Below are 24,941 nucleotides of genomic sequence, written 5' to 3'. Positions count from 1 at the left end.
GTTCGGCCCCCGCCATCCGTACACGATCTCGGTGGACACCCGGCCCGTCCGCGTCGGCCGGGGTGGCGGCGGCGTTGACGCGGTGACGCGGCACGACCGGCATCGCGATGAGCAGGGGCTGAGGCGCGGGCCGGGGTCATGGGTGGGTGGGGCTTTTGCGCGGCGGATGGCACACCGGGCAGCGCTTGCCGGTGCCGCCGCGGCGGGAGCGCTGATCGGGCGTGGCGTCCCAGCGTCCCGGACAGCCGGACTTCGAGCAGGCCCACCGGCATAGTTTGGTGGAGCTCGGCCTCAGCTTCTTCGCGGTCAGGTCCGGTTCGTCGATGACTTCGACGAGCTCGTCGGCGAGGGCAGGGTGCACGTCCTGCAGGGATTTGCCGGGCTTGGGGCGCACCCTGGCGGCAACGGTGCGTTGGCGAGCGCATCGGGGGCATCCGCTCGACTGGCCCGTTCGGCGGTTTGGAGGGGCGGGGTACTCGAAGCGGCAGTGGGGTTCGGGGCACCGCCACTGGCATGTCTTGTTCGACGTGGGGAGCAGGTGGAACGCGGTCCAGCCGGGGTGGCCGACGACCTCGATGAGTTCTTCGGCCATCGTCGGGTTGACCTCGGCGAGTGATTCCCCGGGACCGGGCCTGCTGTTTACCGCGCCCACCTGTGCGTGACCGCACTGGCTGCAGCCACGGTCGGCAAGTGTCCGGCTGTACAGTACGGCCTTCCATTCGTAGCCGCAGTCCGGCTTCCGGCACCGCCACAGACACACGTCGTTGCAGCCGGGTGGCATCCGATCGGGGGTCTTGCCGGGGTTGGTGAGGTTCGCTACGAACTCCTCCTCCAGGTGCGGCGCCACGTCCACCGCGGACACTTCGGGGCTAGCCACGGCCTTCTGCCACAGCTGCGCTCCCTTGGTGAGCGCCGCGGTGACCTCGGCCGGTGTGAGCTGTCGCCAGGGAAGGCCACGGCGTCGCAGTACGGCACCCACCGCCTCCGCCCAGATTTCGGGGTTCACCCCCGGCCCGGCCTCATGGTGGGCCAGGCCGTTTACCGGGACGGGCGGCAGCCCACGGCTTCGGATGCGTTCCACGTCGAGTCCGGCGGCGAGTGCTGCCTTCGTCTTCGCGGTGTCACGTTCCAGACTTCCTGGCCTGTTGTGGGTCCATTCCGGGTCCAGGTCGATGAGCAGGCCCGGGGCCGGGTCGGGCAGGTACAGGTCGAAGCGATCCTGCCGGCGCCCGGGCAGGCGGAGGCGGTGGTCGAGTTCCACGGTGAGCCCGGAGGCGGCCTGGACGAGCATGGCGACGTTGCACTCGAACGGGGAGCGGCCGTGGCCAGTGCAGTCCGGGCAGCCGCGTCCGTTGGTGCGGTTGGCGACTGTCGCGGGCCAGAAGTGTTCCTGCGCGCATTCCCACTCGCACAGGTCATGGGACTGCGGGCGCAGGGTGTCCGGACGGCGATCGGGACGGCTGAGGTTGCGGCGGAACTGCCGAGCCAGCGCGGGATTCACCTCGGCCAGCGATTCTCCCGGCCCTGGTGCCCGGTTGCGGCGCTTCCAACACTCAGAGCATCCCGAGGGTTTGACGGTACGGGTGCGAAACTGCAACCGGGCGGGCCACTGGTGACCGCATCCGTCCGCCGAGCAGCGCCACTGGCACCGGTCCGTGGAGGACAGCGGCATGTCTTCCAGTGCCATACCTGGACTGGACAGGTTGGACACGAACTCGGCCTTCAGCCGAGCCCGAACTGCAGCCACCTCGGTAGCACTTCGTCGTTTACCCATAACGGCAGATCCTGACAGCCGCCGCTGACAACGGCCCGGGCTTGTGCTACCGGGTGCCGCGCAGCGGCCCGGGAGAGCCGAGTCTCGTGCCAGGGGAGCACGTTCGTGACCGGGTGATTCCGTGTAATGGGCAGACTGAAGGTACATGCCGTGTTAAAGATGCTTGTGTGCGTGTAACACGGGTGCTGATTGACGGCTTCAGAGGCTGGGGACACCTTGATGTGCGTCCCGGCAGCCATGCGTTGGTAGCGGGGGTCCCCCGCGCCGGACGCACCGACCTGATCACAGCCCTTGCCCGGGTCCTGGATCCGGATGCCGCGCGTGGCGCCGCCCTGTCCGATCTGCATCAGCGGCCGGTCATCACCGACGGCGCTGACTCTGCGCCGGCTGAAGCGGGCGCTGACGTGGTCGAGGGACAGGCGGAAGCAGTCGTGGAAGCCCCAGCCGCCGATGTTGTCGGCCCAGACGATGCGGCAGAAGAGGACGCGTCTGGCGACAACGGCGCGGCACCGCAAGCTCCCTCTGCGGTGCTGCAGCGGGTGGAGGCCGCCCAGGTCGAGGTGACGTTGACCGATTTCGATCCCGATGTGCAGCAGTTGCTCGATGGGGTCCTGGAGCCGCTGGAGGACTCCGGGTGCGCGAGTGAGGATCCTGATGCGTCTGCGGATGCTCCGCTGTGCGCGCGGCTGGCCTATCGCCTGAGCTATGACGAGGAAACCGAGACGCTGGAGTCGGTGGTGTACTTCCCGGCGCGCAGCAACCCTGCGCTCGGCCAGTACTCCCGGGTCCCGGCCGCCACCCGGCGGATGCTGCCGGTGGTCACCCTCGATGCCGGCCAACCCCTGCAGTTGCGTGCTGGTGCCGGCTTGCGGCGCATCCTCGACGATCGGGACGCCAAGGCCGGTGCCGCGGCGTTTGATGCGCTGGCCCAGGCTGTCGCGGAGGCTGTGTCGGCCTTGTCGGCCGACCCGGCCGTGGCCGAGGCCGTCAACGCGGTCCTCGCGGTCGGCGGGACAGGAGAACGGATCGGCGATGCCCCGCTCACCGCGGAGCAGGTCGGCTTCCGCACCGAGGACGGGTCGGTGGCCGCACTGCTGCGGACCCTGCGCGCGGCACTGCATCTGGACGCAGGCGGCATGCTCGGGCTGGCCCAGCACGGCAGCACGGTCAGCGCGGTGTTGTCGATGGCCGAGGCGATGCTGCTGGCCACCGTGCCCGGCGCGGTGGTGCTGGCCGACGACTTCGGTGACCAGCTGGATGCTCCGGCCACCGAGCATCTGGCGGCCCTTCTGCGCGCCCGCTCCGGGCAGGTGTGGTTGTCCACCCGGCGGCCGGAGGCCGCCCGGGCCTTCGAGCCCACCGAGGTCATCCGGCTGGTGCGGCACGGCGGCGTCCGCTCCCACCACCAGCTGACCAGGATCATGGACCGCAAAGCACTGATCGCGATGCGGCAGTGGCACACCCAGCTGCTGGCCGCGCTGACCGCGCCCACGGTCGCCATCACCGAGGGTCCGCACGACGTGGCCGTGCTGAGCATGGTCGACCGCCGCAAGCCGCCCTCCTTCCTCCCCCTGTCCGCCCACGGCGTGCGCCTGGTCGCCTCCGGCACCGGCGGCGAGGGCGGCATTGGCCAGATTCCCCGCATCGCGAACCTGGCACGCCAGCTGGGCTTCCGTGTCTTGGCGGTGATCGATCGCGACAAAGACAGCGGCCAGACCAGCGACGAGCTCGCCAAGATCCAGGCCGCGTGTCACGCGGTAGTCCGACTGCCGCCCGGCGCCATCGAGCGTGCCATGGGCGACGGCCTCCCGTTGCAGGCGCTCGCCGACGCCAGCGCCACGCTCACCGAGTACGGCATTCCCGATCCCATGGGCGGCCAGCTCACCGAGGCTGCGGTGACCAACCTGTGCAAGGTGATCCACAAGCAAGGCTTGCACGAGCAGTTTCTGGAAGCCCTCTACGCCGAGCCCAACGCACCACACCCGCCGGTGATCTCCGTGACGCTGGCCCTGCTGGAACTGGTTGCCGACCCCTCCTACAGCGGGCCGCAACTGCTCGATGTGCCCGCCCTGTCCCGGCCGGTGGGTGCCTGATGGTCTATCGGGCACGCGGGGACCAGCGCGCGGTGATCGAGAGCGCTGCGCCGGTGCTGGTGGTCAGCGGCGGCGCCGGCACCGGCAAGACCACGACCGCGGTCGCCGCCGCCCGCGCCCACCTGGAAGCGGCGGACGAGGAACTGCTGCGGCTGCGGCAGGAGGCGGCCCGGCGCGGACAGCGCGCCCAACTGCCCGCTGCGACACGGGTGTTGTTTCTCTCCTTCTCGCGTACCGCTGCCGCCCAGATCATCGACCGTGCCGCGAATGTCATCGGAGAGCTGCGGCCGCGGCTGGAGGTGTCGACCTTCCACGGCTTCGCCTGGAGGGTCATCACCGGCTTCGGTGCGCACCACGGCTTTCCGCCTCCGCAGAGCGTGCTCAGCCAGGCCAACCAGACCGTGCCCGGGGCCCCTCCCGGGCTGACGTACAGCCAGCTGATGCCCGCCGCCTTCCGGCTGCTGGCCCTGGACAAGGTCCGCGACCACTATGCCGGGCGGTACACCCTCGTCATCTGTGACGAGTTCCAGGACACCGACGCCACCGAGTGGGCATTCCTGCAGCAGATCGCCCCCGCAGCACGTCGCATCCTGCTGGGCGACGTCAACCAGAGCATCTACGAAGGCTCATTCAAGCCCGGCGTGAATCCCGCCGCACGGATCGCGGATGCCATGGCGCTGCCCGGCGCCCGCCGCATCGGCCTGCAGGCCGCCAGCTACCGTGACCCCTCCGGTGTGCTGCCCGCGGCCGCGGAAGCCGCCCGTCAGCGCCGCTTCACCGACCCGGCCCTCCGCGAAGCCGCGCAGCAGGGACGGCTGGCCGTCACACGGATCACGGACGACACCGGCTACGCGCAGGTTATCGAACTCGCCCGGGCCGCCCGCCAGAAGAAGCACACCGTCAGCATCTTCACCCACACCAACATCGCCACCACCTCTCTGTCCGATGCCCTCAACGCGGCCGGCCTGGTTCACGAGCAGGTCGGCTTCCCCGAGGCCCACGCGGAAGCGCTCTCCGCCCAACTCGCCCTCATCCAGTTCGCGCTCGGGCAGGAGGACGACCAAGTACGGCGGACGCTGGCCGTGTTCATCACCGCCAGCCTGCGCAACAAGCAGCTCTCCCCGCTCGCATCGCAGGTGCTGCAGGGAACCAATCCAGAGCTGGAACGGGCTCTGGGGCAGCTCGCTGAAGACCTGCGGTCAGCCGGACACGGTCCTAGCGCCGACATCGACCACCTCGCCGAGCTCATCACCGGCGCCTACGCACGCATCGGAACCTTCCGCGGCCAGGAGGCCTGGCTCCAGGCCGCCCCCACCACTCGCCGCGCACTGCGCCTGCTTAAACAAGACCAGAGCATCACGGCGGTGGCCGAAGAACTCCACCGCGCCCGCGACGAGACCCTGGTGGGCGATTCCCGGCCGCGCCCGCGTCCGGTGCAGGTGATGAACCTCCACCAGACCAAGGGCCGCGAAGCCGACACCACCATCCTGCTGCTGGCCGACGACGAGTACTACGGTCCAGAAGGCGAACCGTTCCCCAACGGCTCACGCCTGCTCTATGTCGTTATGACCCGCGCCCGCCACCAGGCGCACCTCGTCGTCCCGGCCAACTCCCACCCTCTGTGGGCACCTCTCATCGCCGCCCTGGAGTAGCCCTCCCCCGCGCCGGGCAGGCGCAGCGGCTGGTGCACCCAGAGCTGGCGCACCGAGGAAGATGGACGCCGTGCACGACGATCCCAGCTCTGTCGCAGCGTTGCTGCGCGCGAGGTACAAGCGACGTCTGCCCTCCAGCCTCAACGAGCTGACCGGACCCGAGCACGGGTTGGTGGAGCTGCCGCTGCACATCGCGTGGTCCGGACTGCGACCCTCGATCTGGCCCTGCCACGGCAGCGCATGAGCCTGTACAGAACAGTGCTCGCCGAAGGCATGCGTGACGGCCTATGCCGTTTCCTCAACAGAGGCATCCTGCTGGAGCTTTGGCCAGTGCTCCACAAGCTCATCAGCAGGGCCATCAAGGACGTCCGGGAGGAGGCATTCTCCGAGCTGCGTCCATGATCACCTTCCGGCGCGCTCCCCCAGCACCCCGCAATAGGCGTTCTCACCGCAACTGCGGCAGTCTCACCCAACCTGCAGGACCGCAGGTCAAACGGCCCGAGCAGGGTCCAGAACCTGTCGCAATCCATCTGCGGCACCGCAGATCAGCGGCATGCCGTCACCGCAACAACAGTGCGACCTCACAGCGGGCAGGAACCGCGGGGTGCCGTCGTCGTCGACGGCGGTGACGTACTCGCGCTCCAGCTCGGCCAGGCAGGCGGCAATCTGGTCGCTGCGCCGGAAGATCCAGCGGATCAGCTCGTGGGGCACCCCGGCTATCTCCATCACCGGCCGGCGCCCCGGGGTGACGGTGCGCGTCGTGGCCGCGGAGGTCTGCGAGGCGCGGGGGCTGGCGACCGATCTCGTTGTAGAGCGCGGAGGCGGCCACGGTGTTCTCGTGCAGGGCCGTGGTGTGGATCGAGCCCCATTTCCCGTCCAGGCGCTGCCCCTTCACCGACAGCAGCAGATGGTCATGAAGCAAGGGGCGCCCGGAGCGCGCCTCATAGTGGCGGAAGCGGGCGGCGACCAGACCGCCGGGCGGCCGCACCCGGTAGATGCCGTCCTGGCCGTACCGGATCACCGCGACCTCGCCCTCGATCCACTCCAGCACCCCCTCGACCGCGCACTCGTGCGCGGCCTCGATCACCCGCCGGGTCTCCTCATCCCCCAACGCCCACAGAAGGTAAATCGTCGGCTGCGACCAGAACACGAAGTCCACGCCCGTGACCATCACCCGGCGTCCGAAGGCGCCGGCCCTGAACGCCTTCTTCGCCGACTCGCCCGCGGCAAGCCGCTCAGCCTCGATCCGGTCCGCGTACGGGTGCCGGCCCCGCTCGCCGAACAGGTTCCGCAGCTGCGCCCCGGTGACCTCCTCACCCAGCGCGAGCCCGAGCACGGCAAGTCCCCGGCCCATCCATCGCCCGGCCGGGACCCCGGCTCGCTCCTGGGCGGCGCGCAGCGGCGTGCGCGCCGGGCGAGCGCCACTGGCCGGACGGGGAGGACTTCCTGAACGTCGCGCTGAGCGCAGTACGCACCGAGGAACGCGAGGGGTCCCGGTAGCCACCGGGACCATCCCCGCGAGCGCGGGGAGCAGATGCCAGTCCAGGAGCTTGCTCAGCTTCTCGGCGAACCATCCCCGCGGGCGCGGGGAGCAGCGACCTCGCCCTGCACGACGACGAACGGCGCTGGGACCAAACCCACGGGTGAGAACGAACGCGAGAGGTCGGCAGCGGGCATCGGCCGCGAGGTGGATCCTTGTGGTCAGTCCGCCGCGGGACTGGCCGATGGCGTGGTCGGCCGGTTCGCCAGCTGGGGCCCCTCTTCGCGGGCCCGGTCGTCAGATCCCAGATCCGTAACCGGGGTCTGACTGCCGGCGGGGGGTCCACCACTCGGTGAGCCCCCACACCGCGAGCGCGAGCGTGGCCACGGCTACGAGTGCCGCGGCCCAGGGGCGGTGCACCCATCTGGCGGCCAACGCCCAGGCGAAGAGCGGAACCAGTGCGCCGCCGAGCACGATGAGCGGCAGATCGATGAAGAGTACGCTCAGATCGCGGGCATGGCCCTCGAATCCTCCGTCGATGCTGACCGCGGCGCGCGGTGCCCAGACAAGCGGCGCGGCTGTCGCACCGAGGCCGGCGAGTAGGCATCCGGCACCGCCCTCAGTCTTCGGGTTCATACCCGTGGCCCGTTCCGCGGTTCTCTCAGCCATGCCCGTGATAGACGCGGCGGCGTGGTGCACGGTTCCGGACAGGGCGGCCGCGTGTTGTTACAGCAAACGTTTGTCCTGTTGTGATGTGACGTGCCGTCCGGGTGCTGTACCGGGTGGCAGGGGGCGGCCACTCGGGCACGGGACCATCCCCACAAACGCGAGGCGCAGGCGAGCGTTTGGACGCGGTCCACGCCGGTCGCAGGACCATCCCCGCGAACGCGGGAAGCAGATGACGTCCGGGTCCTTGTTGGACTGGCAGCGGGGACCATGCCCGCGAGCGCGGGGAGCAGGGCTTCGCGCAGCGGGGCCAGCTCCTCGGCGCAGGACCATCCCCGCGGGCGCGGGGAGCAGTCGAGGCCGATGGTGTCCGCCTTGAGGTCGTAGGGGCCATCCCCGCGGGCGCGGGGAGCAGGCGGCTGGGCTGCTCTTATGGAGCAAGCCCACGGGGCCATCCCCGCGGGCGCGGGGAGCAGATTCTCAGGCATGTATGCCCAGCCTCTACGGCGGGGCCATCCCCGCGGGCGGGGAGCAGGTCGCCGGGTTCATGGTCGACCCGTCGCCGCTGGGGCCATCCCCGCGGGCGCGGGGAGCAGGAGCACAGGCCGGAGAACCCGCCGTCTGAGGTGGGGCCATCCCCGCGGGCGCGGGGAGCAGGACCGACGTGACACCGAGCCGTACACCGCTGCTGGGGCCATCCCCGCGGGCGCGGGGAGCAGGAGCTGCCCCACCTCAACCTGATCGCGTCGGCGGGGCCATCCCCGCGGGCGCGGGGAGCAGGCCCATGTCGGGGAGCTCGGGGAGCGGGCCGAGGGGCCATCCCCGCGGGCGCGGGGAGCAGTGATGCAACACCCCGGACCCGGCGGCCGAGGCGGGGCCATCCCCGCGGGCGCGGGGAGCAGACTTCCTGACCTGCGTCTTTATCGCTCGACGGACACATTTCCGTGGACTTTTGCAGATTCCGACAAAAGCGCCATACCGGCTCCTCTCCCCTAGCGGGGCAGCAAGCGAGCATCGTAGTCCTCACCGTCTCGTACAAGACCTGTCCGGCCACGCCTACGGCCGCAGCGCCGTCATGTCGCGTACCGGCTCGATCGCGGCATCAGCGTCGGCGCCCTGTCCGGGAACGGGATGAGGGCATCACTTCGGGCGTCGCGGCCTGCTGGTGCACTACCGAAGATTCGCGACATCTCGCCACGACGGAGAACTGTGCACTCCCAGCCCGTGTCCGGGAGGCGCCCCGGGCGATCGGGGACTTGCGGGGCTAACAGCCCTGCGGGCCAAGGTTCAGCCATCCCATCCACGCGCGGCTCCGTCGCGCCCACAACAAGGAAGTGTCATGCCTGCAACAGCATCTGCCCAGCCGCAGCCCCGTGTCCGAGCGGGCTGGGGACGTCGCGCAAAAAGAGCGATCGGTGCTGGGGCATCTGTTTCTGCGCTGACGATGGCGGCTGCCCCCTGGTGGGTCGTGGCCGTCACCGTGATCGTCGGTGTCGCAGTGGCTGGTCTTCTCGCGCTGGCCCAGACTCTCGTGCCCGAGGAATCCGAACACAGGCGAGACGTGCTGCTGGCGTGGATGCGGCACCGCGAGCGCCAGGCCCGCAATCGCCCACCGGCCCAGCGGCACCACACGGCACGGCCACGGTAATGAGCGCCCGCCTGGCGAGCAGGGGCGACGTGCTCGTACCGCACGTTTGCCCGCCCCCCGCGTCAGTCGGCGGGGGCGGGCCTCGGCGGCACGTGCGCCGGTGCCGAGGGTCCGCCGCGAAGCCGGGGGCGCCGCCGCGTGGGCGCCGAGTACGCCACGGGTCCGTAGTTTCTCCACGTTGCGACGGACTCCGGGGAAGGCGTCGAGCAGTTGGGCCTGGGCGGCGCGGAGGCTGTGCGGGGTCTGAGGGCCGGCGCCAAGTGTGCGGGCACGGGGGCTGCTGCACCGTCAGGCCCCTTCGCTCTGATTTCGCGTGCCTGGCCCGTGATCGGGTTGCGGACGTCAGCCGGTCTCGTCGCCGTAGGCGGTGGGGTATTCGGCGGTGTAGTCCTCCACGGGCTTGGTCATGTCCGCGGCGTACTCGGCTCGTGCCTGCCGGTCCGCTTCGCTGATGTCGGGGTGCACTGGAGGTGTCTGGGGGGCGGGCCAGAGCTGGATCAGGTGCCTTTCCGCGTGGTCGCCGGTGCCCGGTTCGGGGACGTCGGCGTGGCAGTGGAGGCGCATGCGGATCCAGCCGCCGTTGTCGGCGGTCGCTGGTGCCTCGAGGGGGGTTGGTCTTCGGGCCAGGCGTCCCAGAAGTCGCCCTGCCCGATGGTGGCGAGGTAGAGCGTGGGGGTGTCGGCGAGCAGGCTCATCTCCTCGGCCGGCTCCCAGGCGTCACCGGGTTCGGATGCGGGTGGGCTGTCGTGGATCTGGACGGTCATGCGCAGGGGGCCGGTGTCTGTGGTGGGCAGGACGACGGCGGTGGCGTCCGTGGCCGGGCCGCAGCGCCATCCGAACGGCATCTCGGTCGGGAAGTCGTAGTCGTCGTCGAAGCCGATGAGGTAGCCGTGTTCGCCGAGGTCGACGGTGAAGGTCGCTTCGCGGATCAGCATGGGGATCCTCCTTCAACGGAGAGGGTGCCCCGCCCCCGAGCCATGTCGGGGGCGGGGCACCTGGGCCGGCGTGAGTCTAGGCGCGGTTAGGCGATCACGTAGAAGGGGTCGCCGTCCATGACGTGCATCTGGCCGCGCCAGGCGGTGATGCGTCCGCCCTGGGACTTGTTCTCCTGGACCTTCACCCAGGTGATCTCCCGTTGCTTGGCGGGAAGGTGGGTGCCGCCCTCATGGGAGGAGGCGAAGGGGTACTCGTCGCAGAAGGTGCGGCCGGCGCGCTTCATGTCCACAGGTGCGCTGCTCGGGCACACGGCCTTCCGGTTCGCGTCCTCCTGCTTCTTGTTGATCATCCAGTGCAGCGGCTTGCCGCGTTGGGGGCGGGGCCTTCCCGCCGCGCTCCCGGTGGGCCCAGGCGTCGGGCACGCGGCCCGAAGGACTCTCCGGGCGCGGGTCAGTTGCCGCAGCGTGGGGCGCGCAGCCAGCACCGAGGGGATGCTCTCCTAGTAGGGGTGGCAGCTGCAGCCGGACGGACGGCGAGGTCGGCCGTGACCCCGCTGTTGAGCAGCTGCTCAACGCCGTTCATCCGGCTAAGCCTCTGGCACGGCTGTTGAGCGCAATCCCACTGTCCGCACCTCGTTGTGGCCCGCCGCGCAGGACGACACAACGTCACTCTTGACGCTGAACGGACAGGAGCTGTTGCTGAAGCCAAGCAGGCCAGGGGTCAGGAGGTGCCAACGGAGGAAAGCGTTCGGCGAATTGAGGAAGCCGTTGATCGGATGGCTGCACTTCTGCGGGTCGGACTGCTTCAGATCCGAGTTGTAGACGGTGCTGGGACCAGGCAATGCGAGCCGCGTCCAACTAAGCGGGCTGTCGACGCCGTCGCCGGACGGCCGCATTTGTTGCTCCGGGTGGTGCTTTCCACTCAGATCGAACCTGTGGTCGGACTCGATCTCGGGCAGCGAAAAAATACTGGTGACGGCTGCGTGAACCCAGCGGGGCACTAACCTGTACAGCCCGCCGGTCGTCTTGTTCCGTGTCACCGCGCGAGGCCTTGAAGCGACCGTGACATGCTCGTCGCTTGCCCCGACGTTGATGTCCTCCTTGTCCGCGCTGGTCGGGACATTGTCCAGTGGCTTAGAGGCCTGCTTCTGCTGCGCGGCCTTCTGCCTGGGTAACCCGACTGGAGTCTGGGCGGGGGTGTCGTCGCTGGTAGCGGGGTTGTCTGAGGTTGTCCTGGACAATCCCTGGACAGTCTCGGACGGGGCCGGGGATGCCTGCCGGGCGGCAGGGCCGTGCTGGGGGGTGTGGTCGGTCAGGACGGTTCCGGGAATGGTGCGGGGGCCGTCTGACGGTGGGTCGGGCTCCATGCCGGCCTGTTCCAGTACCTCGGAGAGCATCGTCCTGCGTTGTTCGCGGTCGGTGCCGATGAGGTCGAGCTGCTCGTCCATCCCGCGGTCGAACTCCTCGTCCGACATCCGTGGTTCGGGCGCGCGTTCCGGCAGGGACGCCGGTTCCGCCGGTCCCGGGTCGGCAGCGGCGTGCTGGAGCCGTTCGATTTCCTTGAGTGCTTCCTGCTGCTCGCGCATCAGGGCCGCCTGGGCCTGCTCGGCGGAGAAGCGGTGGCTTCGTGCCTGTTCGAGTTCGGCCTGGATGCGTGCGAGCCGGAACTGCGCCTGCTCCAGCCGGTGCGCAGCCTGCGCACGTTCCCGCTCCCGCAGGTGCTCGACCTGGTGGGTGAGTTCGGCGACCTTCATCTCCTGCCGCCCGGCGAACTGGAGCAGCAGGGGGATGACGCGGTCGCTGTTGGCCGCGACCGCCTGGGCTTTGTTCAGGGCCTGCGTAGTCTCGGTGAGCCGGCGGTAGAGGCTGACCAGCTCGCTGCCGGCACTGTCCTGCGGAGGTGCGGTGCCTTCGGTGGCGGCTTTCCACAACTTGGTGGCCTCGACGAGGAGGCGCCCGTTCCATCCGTCCGGCCGGGTGCGGCGGACCTCTTCGAGTACGTCACGCAGCAGCGGTTTGGGGATCACCTTCGCCCCGTTGAGGTACTCCGCCCACTTCGAGCGGCTTCCGCCCTGAGGGAAGCGCTTGGCGACCTTGTCCACGGTGTCGAGGCCGACGCCGTCGGTGATCTCGCACAAAAAGCGGGCCAGGGCGATCTCCGCGTCCGTTCCCTTGAACTTGCGTTCCCGCCCCACGGCTCTCTCCCCCCCGAGGTTGTCCGGCTCTGACCAGGCTGTTGTCCAGCGCGCGCACCACTCACCTGGCCTTTCGCCCAGTGAGCCAACGGTCAATCAGATCACTGTTCACGCTCAGGACTCAACCACTCACCCAGAGAAGGCTGGAGAAGGCCATGACCCTGGCGGCCCTGTGCAACTTCCTGAGCGACTGCCTGAGCAACATCACCGCAGGCCTCGTCCTCGCCCTCGGAGGAACGGCCGTCAAGAAACTCTGCACCAAACAGACCACCAGCCACCACCAGGACCACACCGACGAAGACCAGCCCACCGACCAGTAACCGCCAGGCCGACATCCGTCCCCGTGGTGACGGCTTCGCGTGGCCGTTCTTGCTGGCGCCGTGTGCGGTACGCCGCTCGTTCGCGCTACCGTCCTCGTGGTTCACAGGAGACGGGGGAGGGTGTGGGGTGCTCGATCAGGTCCTGACCGCGCTGGCCGCTTCCGGCGGCACCGCGGTGGTGACAGCGGCAGGCACGGACGCCTGGGCCGGAGTGCGGGGCGCGGTGGCCGGCTGGTTCGGCCGGGGCGATGCACAGCGTGAGCAGGCGGAGCTCGAGCGCCTGGACCAGACCGCACTCGTCCTAGCGGCCGCTGATTCTGCTGAGGCTGAGCGGGTCCGGATCCGGCAGGAGGCCTCCTGGCAGACGCGTATCGAAGCGGTCCTGGAAGGCCTCGCTGCGGATGAGCGTGAGGACGCCGCCGAGCAGCTGCGCCTCCTGCTCGCCCAGCACACCCCGGGTGGCGCGGTCGCCGGGCCAGGTGGTCTGGCGGTAACCGGCAACGCCGAGATCCGCGCCGGCAACGGGTCGATCGCGGCCGGTGTGATTCATGGAGGGGCGCGTATCGGCCACCCTCGGAAGCCGGATCCGTCTCAGGGCTGAACGGACCGGCCACCACAAGCCCACCCGACACCCGGCCCCCGCTCGGGGAGCCGGCACCGGAAAGTGGTCTGGTCGCGTATGCCCGCGACGGTGGCGTCGCGGTCGGCTACATAGCCCCCGGCGGGCAGATCACCCACTACGCCGCGCCGCGGCCACTGGTTCGCGGCCGGCACCAGGTCGGGGTGCTGCCACGGCAGGCTGACTGCTTCCAGGACCGTGCGGCCGCCGCGCAGCTGGAGCAGGCCGTGGCCGAGGGCGGCACGGTCGTGCTGGGCCAGGTCCTGGCCGGGATGGGCGGGGTCGGCAAGACACAGCTCGCCGCCCACCACGCCCGCCAGGCATGGGACAAAGGCGAGGTTGACCTGCTGGTGTGGGTCACCGCGGCCACCCGCACCGCGGTCGTCTCCGCCTACGCCCAGGCCGCCGCCGATCTCCTCGGCGCCGACCCCGCCGACCCAGAGCGGGCCGCAGCGGCGTTCGTGGCCTGGCTGCAGCCCAAACCCGATGGTGACCCGCGTCGTTGGCTCGTCGTGCTGGACGACCTCGCCGACCCCGCAGACCTGCGCAACCTGTGGCCGCCTGCCAGCCCGTACGGCCGCACCCTGGTCACCACCCGCCGCCGGGAAGCCGCTCTCGCCGGCAGCAACCAGCGCCTGGTGCCCGTGGGTCTGTTCAGCGAAGACGAAGCCCTCGCCTACCTGACCGCCACACTGGCCTCCCGCGGTCGCACCGAACCCGGCCACGAGCTCGCCGCCCTCGCCGCCGACCTCGGCCACCTCCCCCTGGCCCTGTCCCAGGCCGCCGCCTACCTCATCAACGAAGACCTCCACTGCGCCGCCTACCGCACCCTGCTCGCCGACCACGCACTGGCCCTGAACGAGCTGCTCCCCGACGCCTCCGGGCTCCTCGACGACCAGACCGCCACCGCGGCCGCCGTCTGGGACCTCTCCCTCAAACGCGCCGACCAGACGCCCCCACACGGCCTGGCCCGCCCCATGCTGCAACTCACCGCCTACCTCGACCCCAACGGCATCCCCGACACCGTCCTCACCAGCAGTCCCGCCCTGACCTACCTCACCGAACACCGCACCGGTACCGCGGAACCGGCCACGACGGTCACTTCCCGGGACGCCGTGCGGGCGCTGCGCACACTGCACCGCTTCAGCCTCATCAACCACAACACGACAAGCCATCACCAGGCCGTCCGCGTCCACCAGATCATCCAGCGCGCAGTCCGCGACGCCCTCATCCAGCAGCAACGCGACCAACTCGCCCGCACCGCCGCCGACGCCCTCAGCAGCGCCTGGCCCGACATCGAACGCGACACCGCCCTCTCCCAAGCCCTACGCGCCAACACCAACGCCCTCACACGGCACTCCGAAGACGCCCTGTACCAGCACGATCGCGTGCACCCGGTTGTTTTTCGCGCCGGGGAAAGCCTCGGCAAGACCGGCCAGGCGGTAGCCGCACTCCGCCACTTCCAGCATCTGACCACTGCCGCCCGCACCCGACTGGGTCCCGACCACCCCGACACCCTCGCCGCCTGCCACAGCCATGCCCGCTGGCGAGGGGAAGCGGGTGCGAATGCGGCTGGGGTCGCCGGGGACCTCACCGAGCTGCTCGCCAGCTCCCTGCGGATCCTAGGCCCCGACCACCCCAACACCCTCGCCATCCGCCACAGCCATGCCCACTGGCGGGGGCAAGCGGGGGACCCGGCCGGTGCCGCCACGGCCTATGCCGAATTGCTCGCCGACCGCGAACGGGTCCTGGGCCCCGACGACCTCAACATCCTCGCCACCCGCCACAGCCATGCCCACTGGCGGGGGCAAGCGGGTGCGAATGCCGCGGGTGTCGCCGCGGAATTCGCCGAACTGCTCACAGACTCCCTGCGCATTCTCGGCCCCGACCACCCCAACACCCTCGCCACCCGGAGCAACCTCGCCCACTGGCGGGGCAAGGCGGGAGATCCGGCCGGCGCCGCCACGGCCCACGCCGAACTGCTCGCCGACGAAGAACTGATCTTGGGCCCCGACCACCCCAGCACCCTCACCACCCGCCACAACGTCGCCCAGTGGCGAGGGAAAGCGGGTGATGCGGCCGGCGCCGCCACGGCCCTCGCCGAACTGCTCCCAGACCTGCAGCGGGTACTGGGCCCCGACCACCCCCACACCCTCACCACCCAAAGCAACCTCGCCCACTGGCGGGGCAAGGCGGGAGATGCCGCTGGTTCTCATCCGGCCGATTGAGGCGCAGCGCGGAGCCATGGCCCCACCCGGGAGGTGTCTTCTCGCAGGAGCGTCGGTTGCTCATATCTGCTGGGCCGCAAGCCAGCCGACAGGACTCGCCGGCGGCGGCGAGCCCGACGCCGGCGGCGAGCACGATCCACGGCGCCGTCTTCCACGCCTTGCGGCTGAGCTTCTGGTGCCAGCCGCGCCAGCGGGAGTTCGCCTTCTTCGCCTCGCGGGCCTCATCGAGCAGCCGGCGGGCGCGCGCCTCGTCGGCCTGCGCGCGGTCGGTGATGCCCTTGGCCTTGCGCTCCGCCTCCGCAGTGATACGGTCGGCCTCCTTCTGGGCGGCATCCCGCAGCTGCGCGGCAACCGTCTTGGCCTCCTCCCGCAGCCGCTCACGCTGCTTGTCGCACGCATCCCTTGAGCCCGGCGAGTTCGTCGGCGAGGGCCTTGCGCCAGGTGGCGGCCTTAGAACTCCTAACGAAATGATCTTTGAGATGGTTGGATCAGTCCGGAACTGGTGATCCGGGGTGTGGGGTGGCTCGGCCGAAGCCGTGGGAAGTCGACGACGAGTTGTGGGCGGTGGTCGAGCCGCTGCTGCCCAGGGTCGAGCGTCGGGTCCGGCATCCGGGTCGCAAGCGGCATCCGGACCGGCTGGTGTTCCAGGGCATCCTGTTCGTGCTGCACACCGGGATCGCCTGGGAACACCTCCCGCAGGAACTGGGCTTCGGCTCGGGCATGACCTGCTGGCGACGCCTGGCCGAGTGGACCGAGGCCGGCGTGTGGCCCCGGCTGCACGAAGTCCTCCTCGCCAGGCTGCGCGGCGCGAACGCCCTGGACTTCTCCCGGGCGGCCGTCGACGGCTCCCACATCCGGGCGCTAAAGGGGGAGCCAAGACAGGACGAAGTCCCGTCGACCGGGGCAGGACGGGCAGCAAACACCACCTGATCACCGACGCCACCGGTATCCCGCTGGCCGCCACGCTGACCGGCGGCAACCGCAATGACGTCACCCAGCTGATCCCGCTCCTCCAGGCCGTGCCGCCCGTGCGCGGCAAGCGCGGCCGGCCCCGGCGCCGCCCCAAGGGGGTGCTGGGCGACCGCGGCTACGACCACGACAAGTACCGGCGCCTGGTCCGCGACCTCGGCGTGCAGCCATTGATCGCCCGCCGCGGCACCGAACACGGCTCCGGCCTGGGCACCCAACGCTGGGTCGTGGAACGCGCCTTCGCCCACCTGCACTGGTTCCGCCGCCTGCGGATCCGCTGGGAGATCCGCGACGACATCCACGAAGGCTTCCTCACCCTGGCATGCGCACTCATCTGCTGGAGACGCCTGAAGTCATTGCGATAGGAGTTCTTAGCGTCGAACTGCTCGCTCAGTTTGCGCGCTGCTCGCACAGCTCGGTACGGGCCCACTCCGCCTCAGCGTGCGCGGCAGCAACATGCTGCTCGGCCTCGCGACGCCGCTCGTCGGCGGCCGCAACGGCGTCCGCGTACAGCGCCTCCGCCTCCGCGCGCCGGCCGTCGTACTGGGTAACCGCCGCCGTGGCGAGCTGAGCGAACCGCTCGCGGGCCTGCTCGACCTCCCGCTGCGCCGCGGCCACCAGTTCGTCGGCCTGCTCCTGGGCGCGGACGAGGATCGCGCCGACCTCGAGGCGGCGCTGCTCGACCAAGGCACCAATCTCGGCGAGGTCGGCTTCGGCCAGGCGCCGCAGCTCGGCAACCGCCGCGGCCGTGGCCGTGCGGCCGGTGGCAGCCAGCTCGGTCAGGTCGGTGACCTGCGCGCGGGCCTCCGCCACGATGGTCTCGGCACGCTCGCGGGCTTCCGTCAGGGGCCGGTCGGCCTCACCGGGCGCCGTCTCCAGGTCGACCTGAGCCGCGGTGCGCTGAGCGGTGGCCTCTTGGCCGGCGTCGGCGGTCATGGCCGCGGCCCGGGTCTGCGCTTCGGTCAGCAGCGCGGCGACCTGCTCATGGGTGCCGGCGACGGCGCGGGCTACCTGCTCGCCAGCCTCCGACTGGAGACCGGCGGCCGTCTCGCGCGCGGTGTCGATGATGTCGGCGGCCCGGTCGCGGGCGTCCGCGACCCGGGCCAGTGCCTCGAGGTCCGTCTCCGGCTCGGGGCACTTGTCCCCGGCTCGTACGGCGGTCCGGTGCGCGGTGATCTCCTCTCAGCGGTCGCCGGTGAACGTGCGCCCGCACCGCGTGCAGACGGGGCGCTGCGCCTCCCGCCCGCCGGCGCGGTGCTGCGCTTGTCCCTCCGCTCCGGCGCGGGCCCCGGGCGCGATAGATGGCGTCACCGCCGGGGTTGTCGAGGGCGGCCGTCAGCGTTTGCTCGCGTCCCAGGCACCGCCACACCACCGCGCCGGACGCTGTACTCCTGGAGCTGCTCCAAAGGAGACCCGGTCCAGTCGTTTTATGCGGGGCGTCGAGGCACGGCTGGTTGGTGCAGGGCGAGCAGCGCCGTGTAGGCGGCCTGGAGGAAGGGGGTGCTGCTTCGGTAGCCGGGTGTGGTGTTCGCCGGGCCACCAGCGCGGTGCCGTGGTGGGGGTTGAAGCCGGCGAAGGCGGTACAGCCGAAGGTCCCGCCCGAGTGGTGGTGGAGGCGGGAGCCGTCGCCGCGGGGCCGGATATTCCAGATCAGTGACAGACCGCTGCCGCGCGGCAGGCGGAGCCGGGGGGGCAGAACCTCGTGCAGGGCGGCACGCAGGGCGGCGGGGGTCTCGGCGGAGGCGGGGTCGAGAAGGCGCTCGGTCACAGTGAGCAGGTCGTGGGCGCTGGAGCGGAGGGCGCCCGCCGCGGGCAGGCCGGGGGTGCGCAGCGGAGGCTGGGAGCGCCTGCGTCCGTAGCCGGTGACCTGCGTGCCGCCCCGGGGCGCGGCGGGGGCGCAGTCGGTGTCGCGCAGTGCGAGGGGCGCGAGCACGCGGTCTGTGAGCAGCTCGGAGTAGGGGAGGCCGGCGGCGGTGAGGGCGTGGCCGAGCACGCCCACCGCGAAGTTGGAGTAGCGCACGCGGGTGCCGGGGGCGGACCGCAGGCGCGCGCGGCCCAGGGCGCGCAGCACGTCGTCGGCCCCGAAGTCGGCGTAGGGCTCGCTCAGCAGGCGCGGGCCGCGCCGCTGACGGCCACTGATGGCGACGAGCTCGTCGATCAGTTGCTGGCCTCGCTCGGCCTCAAGCTCGGTGGTCTTCCCGAGGGCACACTGGCGATGATGCGGTCGATGCTCACCGACCAGGCGGCAGCCGATCACGTCCGTGCCGCTCTCGGCCGGCAGATCGACAGCGTCGGTGCCGCCCTGCCCGCCGCCGAGGATTCCGAACTGCGTGCCGCACTGGTTGTCACTGCGTTGTTGGGCGTGACCATCGGCCACCAGCTCCTCGGCCTGGCAGCGCTTCGTGAGGCCCCGGCGGATCACATCGCCGCGTTGCTCCGGCCCGCCGTCAAGGCCCTGGCGGGACCGGCGGGGTGAACCCAACGCCCCGTCACTCGGATCGATGGAGTGCGACGGGACAGGCCGAATTGGGATCGGTTGCAGCCTGTAGCCGCACCTGCAAAGGGGGCCTGCTGATGCCGGAATACCTCCTGAACCAACAGACCAGGGCTGTCCACGAGAAGGCCGACCACCGCGCCGACGAGGCCGGGGACGGCCCGGAGGGGCCGGACCAGTCTCTGGAAGGGGCGGGAACGGAGGACGCGATGGAACTGCTGGCCCGCCAGGCGGAGGCGATCCGCGCGCAGGTCACGCGTCACAGCACCGAGCACTTCGTGCAGCGCCTCGCGGCGCGGCTCGCGTCCGAGTCCAAGCGACCCACCCGGGTGCAGTACGCATCCGCGGGGGCGGCCGCCGACACGGACCCCGTCTACCCGGAGGAGATGCCAGAGGTCACCCAGCCGGCGCCGCCGGCCTCGGGACCGTCCCCGCGGACGGCCCGGCCGGACGGGCGACCGCATCTGCGGCCGCGCTCACGCCGACGGCACCCCACCCCCATCAACCCCTTCAATCCGAAGGGCAGTCAGTGGGATGCGGTGCCTGGGCGGGCCGTGCCTCCACGTCCGGGTGAAAAGAGTGGGAGGGGGCAGATGACAGCACATTCGTCTGCCAAGATCCAGATATGGCCGCCCCCGCATTCGATCTCGCCGTCGGAGTCTCCTCCGGGTCCCTGGACGCTGGGCTGAAGCAGCTGCACACCGGTCACCGGGGGCTGCTGAAGGGCGACCACACGGAAATCGTTTCCGATGTCCGGTACTCCGTCAGCTGGGACCTCCGGGAGGCGCCGAGGATTTCCCTGGGCGCTCCCGACGCCGCGCGCTGGAAGAAGACCTGGAAGCAGAAGGGCGTCGGCGCGCTGCCCCCCTCCGGTGTGGTCCAACTCGTGATGCCGCAGCTGTGGTTCAGCCTTGCCTCGAATGGTGGCACGCCCAGTGAGCTGAGCAGCAGCGTGGCGGTGCCCGCCCGGCTACTGGTCGCCGACGGTGCCGTACAGGTGGAGCTGCTGGGGGTGTGGATGGAGACTCCCCCGGCCGACGGCAACGACCGGGCAGTCCTCCGGCAGATCCTCGTGCCCAGGCTGCTCAAACTGGGCAGTGGCCTGCTGAAGGGGCTCAGGCTCCCCGCCCAGGACCTCTTCGGCCAGCAGGTGGGCCTCACGCCCGTTCTCGTGGACGTCACCGACAGGTATCTGGTCGTCGGTGCCTCGTCGCAGCCGGGGGTTTCCTCCGTCCCCGCCATCGGCTGGCCGCCGGGCAAGGAGGTCTTCTGCCTGGTCAGCCCCGCGCTCATGACAACGCTCGTCGGCGCGGCGGCGCAGCAGGAGGCGAAGAGGCAGGAGGCCGTCGTCGATGCCAAGGAATCGCTGCTGTGGGTGGCCGATGTCACGCTCGAAGCATATTTCCGGGGGCTCAAGGGCCTGAGTGTCGAGGCCCAGGACCCGACCCGGCTCTCCGCCGGTGTGGACCTTTCCTGGAAAGGCGCCGTGACACTCTTCGCCAGTGACACCGACGAAGGCTGCGCGCTCGTCGAGGCCACCCAGAACATGTGACGGGGCATGACGACGTGACCGGATGCGATCTTGTGGTGGCCCTCGGCCAGGACGCCCTCAACGGCCTTCTCGCCAGCCTGGCTTCCCGCCCTGGCCTGCGCGGCAGTCTGCTGACCGGCACGCTTGAGGTGCCCGCGGGCGACCGGGCCGTCCCGCTCGACTGGTCCCTCGGGAAACCGCCGGTGTTCTCCCTGCACGAGCCCACCGGCGAGGAGTGGCGGGCGGCGATCGGTCCGCGCGGCGTCCCGCCCCGCAGGGTGGCAGGAGCGTTCACTGTGCTGGTGCCCGAACTGACCGTCAGCGGCCCCGGCATCAAGCGGGCCACCCGGTCGGTGAAGATGGTCTGCACGCTCGCCGCCCGGTCCGGGATGCTCGTCTTCACCCCGCTGGGCGTCGAGGTGGACCTGCGGAACGTCCCCGATCCCAACGACCGGGCGGTCTACCGGCGCATCGTGGTACCCAAAGCGCTCCAGGCCGCGCCGGCTCTGCTGGCCGGGGCCGCGCTGCCCCGGATCGACCTGGCGGGGCTCTCCTTCGGCGACTTCGCCCTCGCCACCGGCTCGGGCATGGTGGTGGGCGCCGCGAACACCGCCGACCGGCCCCCGGCCCGGGCTCCCGACCCGGCCGTGCTGTTCCCGCGGGCTCCCGCGTTCGAGGTACTGCTGTCGCCCTCGGCCCTCCAGCGCGCGGCGCGCACCGCCACCGCCGACCTGGCCGGCCGCTCCGAGTCCACCGGCGGAAGCTCCGGCTTCGGGATCGGACGGGCCACGTACCAAGGCCGGGTGCGGGTGGACGCCGCCGCGGCCAGGGTCACCGGCCATCCGCTGGACCTGGACGTCGACATCTGCCTGTCGGTCCATGCCGAGGCCGGTGTGGACCTCTTCCCGGACATCGGGGAGGCCCTGACCCGCGCCGCCCAGCGCATCCGCGATCTCTTCCCCTGGTGACGCACACCCGACCTTCCGCACCCGCCCCTCTCGTGGAGTCCCATGGCCGACATCGGCATCTCCTACGACGCCTCCGTGGCTCCCGCACCGCTGCGGGTACGCGTACGGCTGAGCCTGTCCGGCACCGCGATCCGGGCGACGCTGGAAGGCGTACCGCCCTTCGTCGCCGCCCTCCGCCCGGTCGGCAATGTCGGTGAACTGATCCTCTCCGGGGTCGCCTGGCCCGTGGCCCAGACCCTCGCGGTCCTGCTGCCCCCGGTCGGCCACCGGCTCCTCCAGGGCCAGTCCTTCGACCTGCTGCCCCTCCCCGCGCCGCCGCCGCTGCACGTGAAGGGCCACAGTCTCACTCTCGTCCTGGACGGCCCGTCCCTGAGCAGCCGCGGCGGCATGCTCAGCTTCACGGCCACACCCAGGCTGGCCTGAACAAGCCCCCCGAACGAAGAGGACCGCCCATGGCATTCATGAGCTTCGCAGCGAGCACCGAGCCCGACCCCCCGCTGGTCACCGTCCGGGCTGCCGGCATGTCCGACAGGAAGTTGACGGTCCAGGTGACGAAGCTGACCCTCTCCGCCATCCGCCTGAGCCCGTCGAACGACAACGCGAAACTCGTGGAGAAACAGATCGCGGATCTGGCGGAACCCGCCGCGTCGGCCGTCAGGGGCTTCTTCGAAGGCCGCACTTTCGACGTGCCGCTCGACCGGCCCCTGGAAACCTCCTTCCCCGCCGGTGACACCGAGGTGAAGGTGCGGCTCGACCAGCCCGTACTGGGCTCGCACAACGGGATGCTCATGATCAGCGGCACCGCCTGCGTCTGCTGAACTTTCCCGCCCCGCCCACTTCCCAGGAGCCCCTCCCGTAATGAACGATCCGCAGACCGACGGCGAGCCCTGCGCCGCCGAACCCGTCCGCCTCCCCGACACACCCGGCTACCCCCTGGCCCGCGGCGTGGACACGTCCGACATCGACACCGTCCCTTACGACACCGGCGCCCTGAGTATCCGCTTCGGAGACCTCGCCCTGCGCCCCCTTGGAGCACCGGAACCGGAAGGCACCGAAGTCCTGGGCGGGATCACCAAGGTCACCTACCGCATCCCGGCCCTGTCCCTGACCGGCCGGTACGCGCTCGACGCACGGCCGGACGAGATCAGCGGCATCGACGTCGGCGGCAACCCCTTCCAGCCGCTGACCCCCGAGCAGCAGCAACCGACGTCCGCTGTCGCCCCCGTCCCCCACACGCCCCCCGGCGAACAGGTCCAGGAAAGGTGGCACGGGCGGGCCCGCGCGCATCGCGACAAACTCCTGACGACGGAGAACGGCAGGAAACTGCTGGTCGAGTACGGGAAACACAACGTCACGTACTGCGAGGTCTTCGCCGGCTCCGACAGCGTCAGCAGCAACCTGAGGCAGATCTGGCGGCGTGGCGGCGTCACCCGCCGCATGAGCGAGCACACCTACTCCGTCACCGACCCCGAGGCACCACCCGGCGCACAGCAGCCGGTCAACGAGTGGACGGACCCCGCCACCGGCACCTCGTACAACGCCCATGCCTGGAAGCAGCAAACCGCTCTGATCACGGCCCTCACGCTCAAGGCCGGGAGCCTCAAAAGGAAGCAGAAGCTCCAGGAGTCCCAGCGCTACACGGCCGCGGCTCTGGCCACCAGCTCTTTCGCCGCCGAGGTGGCCGCGACCGGCAACGGCACCCGCGGCGGTCAGGTGAGCGAGACTCCCCTGACACAGCAGCAGATCTACCAGAAGCTCAGCGAGCACTCCGGGACGCTACCCCCGCAGAGCGAGGAGGTCCTGGCGGTCTACGAGCCGCCCGCACCTCCGGAGGAATGCACGGCGGACGGGGCACCGCACACGGCTGCCGAGCCGGAGTCCGCCGACCGGGTGACGCTGACCCCGGAGGAGCAGGCGATCGTCGAGAGCTTCCACCGGGCCTGCTACCACCAGGAGGCGGCCGAGGCGGAGCGCGCCGACAACACGCTGCACCTGGGACGGCTCTCGGCCCGGGTCGGGGGCGTCCGGGTCACCTTGAGGCTGCCCGACGGGCCGGGCAGCCTGCCCACGGAGCCGGAGGATGTCGAGGTCGCCCTGCCGGAGTTCGACCTCGATGTGCGGGACGAGCAGTGGGAGGGCAACGCGGGGGAGGTGGCGAAGGAACGCCTCGCGGGCATGACCTTCGTCCTCGGACTGCTGCGCGACTCCATGGCGGAGGCCCTGCGCTCCTGCGTCCTCACCGGCATGCCCGGATACGTGCCGCCCGCCGGAGAGGCCTGACCGGTGCTCATCCTGGACAGTCGTACGGCCCCCGAGGACGTGGCCCGGACCGTGTGGACGGAGTTGCTGGCGCAGGACCTGGTCCGCTACGAGGCGGTACTCGAAGAGGCGCTGGAACCGCAGCGGGAGTACCTCAGCGAGGCCGAGTACACCATCTACCGGCGGGGCAAGCGGCTCCGCCCGGCGATCCTGCTGCTTGCCGCACATATGGTGCACGGGCCGACGCCGCTGCCGGACAAGGTGCTCCAGGGCGCCGTCTCCCTGGAGATGCTGCACGTCGCCACCCTCATCCACGACGACGTGGTGGACGGCTCGATGCTGCGCAGAGGGATGCCGTCGGTGAACGCCGCGCGCGGACCGGGCACGGCGGTGATCGTCGGCGACCTCCAGTTCGTCCAGGCGATCCGCGGTTTCGTGGACGCCATCGACCGGGACAGCGACATGGCGCTGATCAAGCTCGTGCTGGACAGCGCGTTTGACACCTGCCGCGGCGAGCTGGACGAGCTGCGCACCGACCTCGCCCTGGAGCCTGCCGCCCTGGTGGAACGCTACTGGCAGACCGCCGACCGCAAGACGGCCGTCCTGTTCGGGCTGGCCGCCGAGTCCGGGGTCGTGCTGGCCGGCGGGCACAGCAGCGACGCCCGCCGCGCGGGCTTCTACGGACGCGGACTCGGACGCGCCTTCCAGGTCATGGACGACCTGTTCGACCTTGCCAGGGCCGAGAACGCGTCCGGCAAACCGTGCGGGGTGGACCTGCTGTGCGGCCGGGCCTCCCTGCCGCTGATCTACGCCATGGCGGAACTGGGGCCCGCCCACCGGGTCAGCCGGATCATGCGCGGTGAACTGGCTGACCCGCGCGTACTGGCCCGGGCCCTCGCGCAGGTCCGTGCCACCGGCGGCTTCGCCCGCGCCTACGCGGACGCCCGCGCCCAGGCGCTCGACGCCCTTGAGTTCCTGCGCCCCTTCCCCGACAACCGGTATCGCCGGGCCTTGCACGACCTGACCCTGCACGTGGTGGACCGCTCACCCTGAGCCAGGCACCGCGGCCTCGCCCACCCCTCACCACTCGTCCCGGCCGGCTGTCTCCGG

General features: G+C 70.8%; 23 protein-coding genes, 1 pseudogene and 1 CRISPR repeat array. Of the genes and pseudogenes, 14 read left to right on the top strand and 10 right to left on the bottom strand.

What is annotated here, in order from left to right; translation table 11 throughout:
* Positions 1–136 precede the first annotated feature (136 nt).
* Positions 137–1,687 carry a zinc-ribbon domain-containing protein gene (locus HZZ00_RS18710; RefSeq protein ID WP_180333260.1) on the bottom strand — a complete coding sequence of 517 codons (1,551 nt, stop codon included), beginning with the start codon at positions 1,685–1,687 and terminating at the stop codon, positions 137–139.
* A gap of 269 nt (positions 1,688–1,956) precedes the next feature.
* Between HZZ00_RS18710 and HZZ00_RS18705 the strand changes: the two genes are divergently transcribed.
* Positions 1,957–3,867, top strand: a complete 1,911-nt coding sequence (locus HZZ00_RS18705; protein ID WP_219014052.1) for a hypothetical protein — start codon at positions 1,957–1,959, stop codon at positions 3,865–3,867.
* Between the two features lie 32 nt (positions 3,868–3,899).
* Positions 3,900–5,519 (top strand): UvrD-helicase domain-containing protein, encoded by a 1,620-nt coding sequence (locus HZZ00_RS18700; RefSeq protein ID WP_219014050.1) that lies wholly within the window; start codon positions 3,900–3,902, stop codon positions 5,517–5,519.
* A gap of 559 nt (positions 5,520–6,078) precedes the next feature.
* Here HZZ00_RS18700 and mobF read toward each other — a convergent pair.
* From mobF to HZZ00_RS18670, 7 genes and pseudogenes are all read right to left on the bottom strand, one after another.
* On the bottom strand, positions 6,079–6,855 hold the full coding sequence (gene mobF / locus HZZ00_RS18695; RefSeq protein WP_257585891.1) for a MobF family relaxase: 777 nt from the start codon (positions 6,853–6,855) through the stop codon (positions 6,079–6,081).
* Positions 6,856–7,155: 300 nt separating this feature from the next.
* Positions 7,156–7,263 (bottom strand): annotated as a pseudogene (locus tag HZZ00_RS18690) (IS5/IS1182 family transposase); the annotation flags it as partial.
* Between the two features lie 33 nt (positions 7,264–7,296).
* Positions 7,297–7,698 (bottom strand): hypothetical protein, encoded by a 402-nt coding sequence (locus tag HZZ00_RS18685; protein ID WP_180333257.1) that lies wholly within the window; start codon positions 7,696–7,698, stop codon positions 7,297–7,299.
* A gap of 109 nt (positions 7,699–7,807) precedes the next feature.
* Positions 7,808–8,567: a CRISPR direct-repeat array (repeat unit 29 nt; unit sequence GGGGCCATCCCCGCGGGCGCGGGGAGCAG).
* Between the two features lie 1,088 nt (positions 8,568–9,655).
* On the bottom strand, positions 9,656–9,778 hold the full coding sequence (locus tag HZZ00_RS38530; RefSeq protein ID WP_257585890.1) for a hypothetical protein: 123 nt from the start codon (positions 9,776–9,778) through the stop codon (positions 9,656–9,658).
* 32 nt (positions 9,779–9,810) lie between these two features.
* On the bottom strand, positions 9,811–10,248 hold the full coding sequence (locus HZZ00_RS18680; RefSeq protein WP_257585889.1) for a hypothetical protein: 438 nt from the start codon (positions 10,246–10,248) through the stop codon (positions 9,811–9,813).
* 86 nt (positions 10,249–10,334) lie between these two features.
* Positions 10,335–10,598, bottom strand: a complete 264-nt coding sequence (locus HZZ00_RS18675) for a NucA/NucB deoxyribonuclease domain-containing protein (RefSeq protein WP_180333256.1) — start codon at positions 10,596–10,598, stop codon at positions 10,335–10,337.
* Positions 10,599–10,835: 237 nt separating this feature from the next.
* Complete coding sequence (locus HZZ00_RS18670) at positions 10,836–12,443, bottom strand: hypothetical protein (protein WP_180333255.1); 1,608 nt, start codon at positions 12,441–12,443, stop codon at positions 10,836–10,838.
* 155 nt (positions 12,444–12,598) lie between these two features.
* On the opposite strand from HZZ00_RS18670, the gene HZZ00_RS18665 reads away from it, so the two are divergent.
* From HZZ00_RS18665 to HZZ00_RS18650, 4 genes are all read left to right on the top strand, one after another.
* Positions 12,599–12,763: a hypothetical protein gene (locus tag HZZ00_RS18665; RefSeq protein WP_180333254.1), complete on the top strand. Its 165-nt coding sequence runs from the start codon at positions 12,599–12,601 to the stop codon at positions 12,761–12,763.
* Positions 12,764–12,890: 127 nt separating this feature from the next.
* Positions 12,891–13,364, top strand: coding sequence for a hypothetical protein (locus tag HZZ00_RS18660; RefSeq protein WP_180333253.1), 474 nt, complete (start codon positions 12,891–12,893; stop codon positions 13,362–13,364).
* A gap of 182 nt (positions 13,365–13,546) precedes the next feature.
* Positions 13,547–15,610 (top strand): tetratricopeptide repeat protein, encoded by a 2,064-nt coding sequence (locus HZZ00_RS39090; RefSeq protein ID WP_265537349.1) that lies wholly within the window; start codon positions 13,547–13,549, stop codon positions 15,608–15,610.
* 519 nt (positions 15,611–16,129) lie between these two features.
* Positions 16,130–16,944, top strand: a protein-coding gene (locus HZZ00_RS18650) for an IS5 family transposase (RefSeq protein WP_374028536.1) whose coding sequence is annotated in 2 segments (ribosomal slippage) — positions 16,130–16,456 and positions 16,459–16,944 — 813 coding nt in all. Because the reading frame shifts where the segments join, the coding sequence is not laid out codon by codon here.
* A 25-nt stretch (positions 16,945–16,969) separates the two neighbouring features.
* On the opposite strand, the gene HZZ00_RS18645 is transcribed toward HZZ00_RS18650, so the two are convergent.
* Positions 16,970–17,515 carry a hypothetical protein gene (locus HZZ00_RS18645; RefSeq protein WP_257585888.1) on the bottom strand — a complete coding sequence of 182 codons (546 nt, stop codon included), beginning with the start codon at positions 17,513–17,515 and terminating at the stop codon, positions 16,970–16,972.
* Between the two features lie 46 nt (positions 17,516–17,561).
* Complete coding sequence (locus tag HZZ00_RS38520; RefSeq protein ID WP_257585887.1) at positions 17,562–18,650, bottom strand: serine hydrolase; 1,089 nt, start codon at positions 18,648–18,650, stop codon at positions 17,562–17,564.
* Between HZZ00_RS38520 and HZZ00_RS38515 the strand changes: the two genes are divergently transcribed.
* From HZZ00_RS38515 to HZZ00_RS18600, 8 genes are all read left to right on the top strand, one after another.
* Complete coding sequence (locus HZZ00_RS38515; protein ID WP_257585886.1) at positions 18,561–19,055, top strand: hypothetical protein; 495 nt, start codon at positions 18,561–18,563, stop codon at positions 19,053–19,055. The two genes, HZZ00_RS38520 and HZZ00_RS38515, sit on opposite strands and share 90 nt — an antisense overlap.
* A 98-nt stretch (positions 19,056–19,153) precedes the next feature.
* On the top strand, positions 19,154–19,762 hold the full coding sequence (locus HZZ00_RS18630; RefSeq protein WP_257585885.1) for a hypothetical protein: 609 nt from the start codon (positions 19,154–19,156) through the stop codon (positions 19,760–19,762).
* Positions 19,699–20,625 (top strand): hypothetical protein, encoded by a 927-nt coding sequence (locus HZZ00_RS18625; RefSeq protein ID WP_180333250.1) that lies wholly within the window; start codon positions 19,699–19,701, stop codon positions 20,623–20,625. Before HZZ00_RS18630 ends, HZZ00_RS18625 begins: the two co-directional genes overlap by 64 nt.
* Positions 20,622–21,572, top strand: coding sequence for a hypothetical protein (locus HZZ00_RS18620; RefSeq protein WP_180333249.1), 951 nt, complete (start codon positions 20,622–20,624; stop codon positions 21,570–21,572). The genes HZZ00_RS18625 and HZZ00_RS18620 overlap by 4 nt, the downstream gene beginning before the upstream one ends.
* 42 nt (positions 21,573–21,614) lie before the next feature.
* Positions 21,615–21,995 carry a hypothetical protein gene (locus tag HZZ00_RS18615; protein WP_180333248.1) on the top strand — a complete coding sequence of 127 codons (381 nt, stop codon included), beginning with the start codon at positions 21,615–21,617 and terminating at the stop codon, positions 21,993–21,995.
* Between the two features lie 29 nt (positions 21,996–22,024).
* A complete protein-coding gene (locus HZZ00_RS18610; RefSeq protein WP_180333247.1) occupies positions 22,025–22,390 on the top strand; it encodes a hypothetical protein in 366 nt (121 codons plus the stop codon).
* A 40-nt stretch (positions 22,391–22,430) separates the two neighbouring features.
* On the top strand, positions 22,431–23,852 hold the full coding sequence (locus HZZ00_RS18605; protein WP_180333246.1) for a hypothetical protein: 1,422 nt from the start codon (positions 22,431–22,433) through the stop codon (positions 23,850–23,852).
* A 3-nt stretch (positions 23,853–23,855) separates the two neighbouring features.
* Positions 23,856–24,884, top strand: a complete 1,029-nt coding sequence (locus tag HZZ00_RS18600) for a polyprenyl synthetase family protein (protein ID WP_180333245.1) — start codon at positions 23,856–23,858, stop codon at positions 24,882–24,884.
* Positions 24,885–24,941: the final 57 nt, after the last annotated feature.

Source organism: Streptomyces sp. NEAU-sy36 (assembly GCF_013423905.1).
In the GTDB taxonomy this organism is placed as follows: Bacteria; Actinomycetota; Actinomycetes; order Streptomycetales; family Streptomycetaceae; genus Streptomyces; species Streptomyces misionensis.
Note: the sequence above shows the minus strand (reverse complement) of the source record. Positions and strands in the feature narration are given on the sequence as shown.

Excerpts from the sequence above, each read along its gene's own strand:
- HZZ00_RS18710 (WP_180333260.1), bottom strand. The coding sequence starts at position 1,687 with ATGGCACTGGAAGACATGCCGCTGTCCTCCACGGACCGGTGCCAGTGG.
- HZZ00_RS18680 (WP_257585889.1), bottom strand. The coding sequence starts at position 10,248 with ATGCTGATCCGCGAAGCGACCTTCACCGTCGACCTCGGCGAACACGGC.
- HZZ00_RS18675 (WP_180333256.1), bottom strand. The coding sequence starts at position 10,598 with ATGATCAACAAGAAGCAGGAGGACGCGAACCGGAAGGCCGTGTGCCCG.
- HZZ00_RS18665 (WP_180333254.1), top strand. The coding sequence starts at position 12,599 with ATGACCCTGGCGGCCCTGTGCAACTTCCTGAGCGACTGCCTGAGCAAC.
- HZZ00_RS18645 (WP_257585888.1), bottom strand. The coding sequence starts at position 17,515 with ATGACCGCCGACGCCGGCCAAGAGGCCACCGCTCAGCGCACCGCGGCT.
- HZZ00_RS18630 (WP_257585885.1), top strand. The coding sequence starts at position 19,154 with ATGCCGGAATACCTCCTGAACCAACAGACCAGGGCTGTCCACGAGAAG.
- HZZ00_RS18625 (WP_180333250.1), top strand. The coding sequence starts at position 19,699 with ATGGCCGCCCCCGCATTCGATCTCGCCGTCGGAGTCTCCTCCGGGTCC.
- HZZ00_RS18615 (WP_180333248.1), top strand. The coding sequence starts at position 21,615 with ATGGCCGACATCGGCATCTCCTACGACGCCTCCGTGGCTCCCGCACCG.
- HZZ00_RS18610 (WP_180333247.1), top strand. The coding sequence starts at position 22,025 with ATGGCATTCATGAGCTTCGCAGCGAGCACCGAGCCCGACCCCCCGCTG.
- HZZ00_RS18605 (WP_180333246.1), top strand. The coding sequence starts at position 22,431 with ATGAACGATCCGCAGACCGACGGCGAGCCCTGCGCCGCCGAACCCGTC.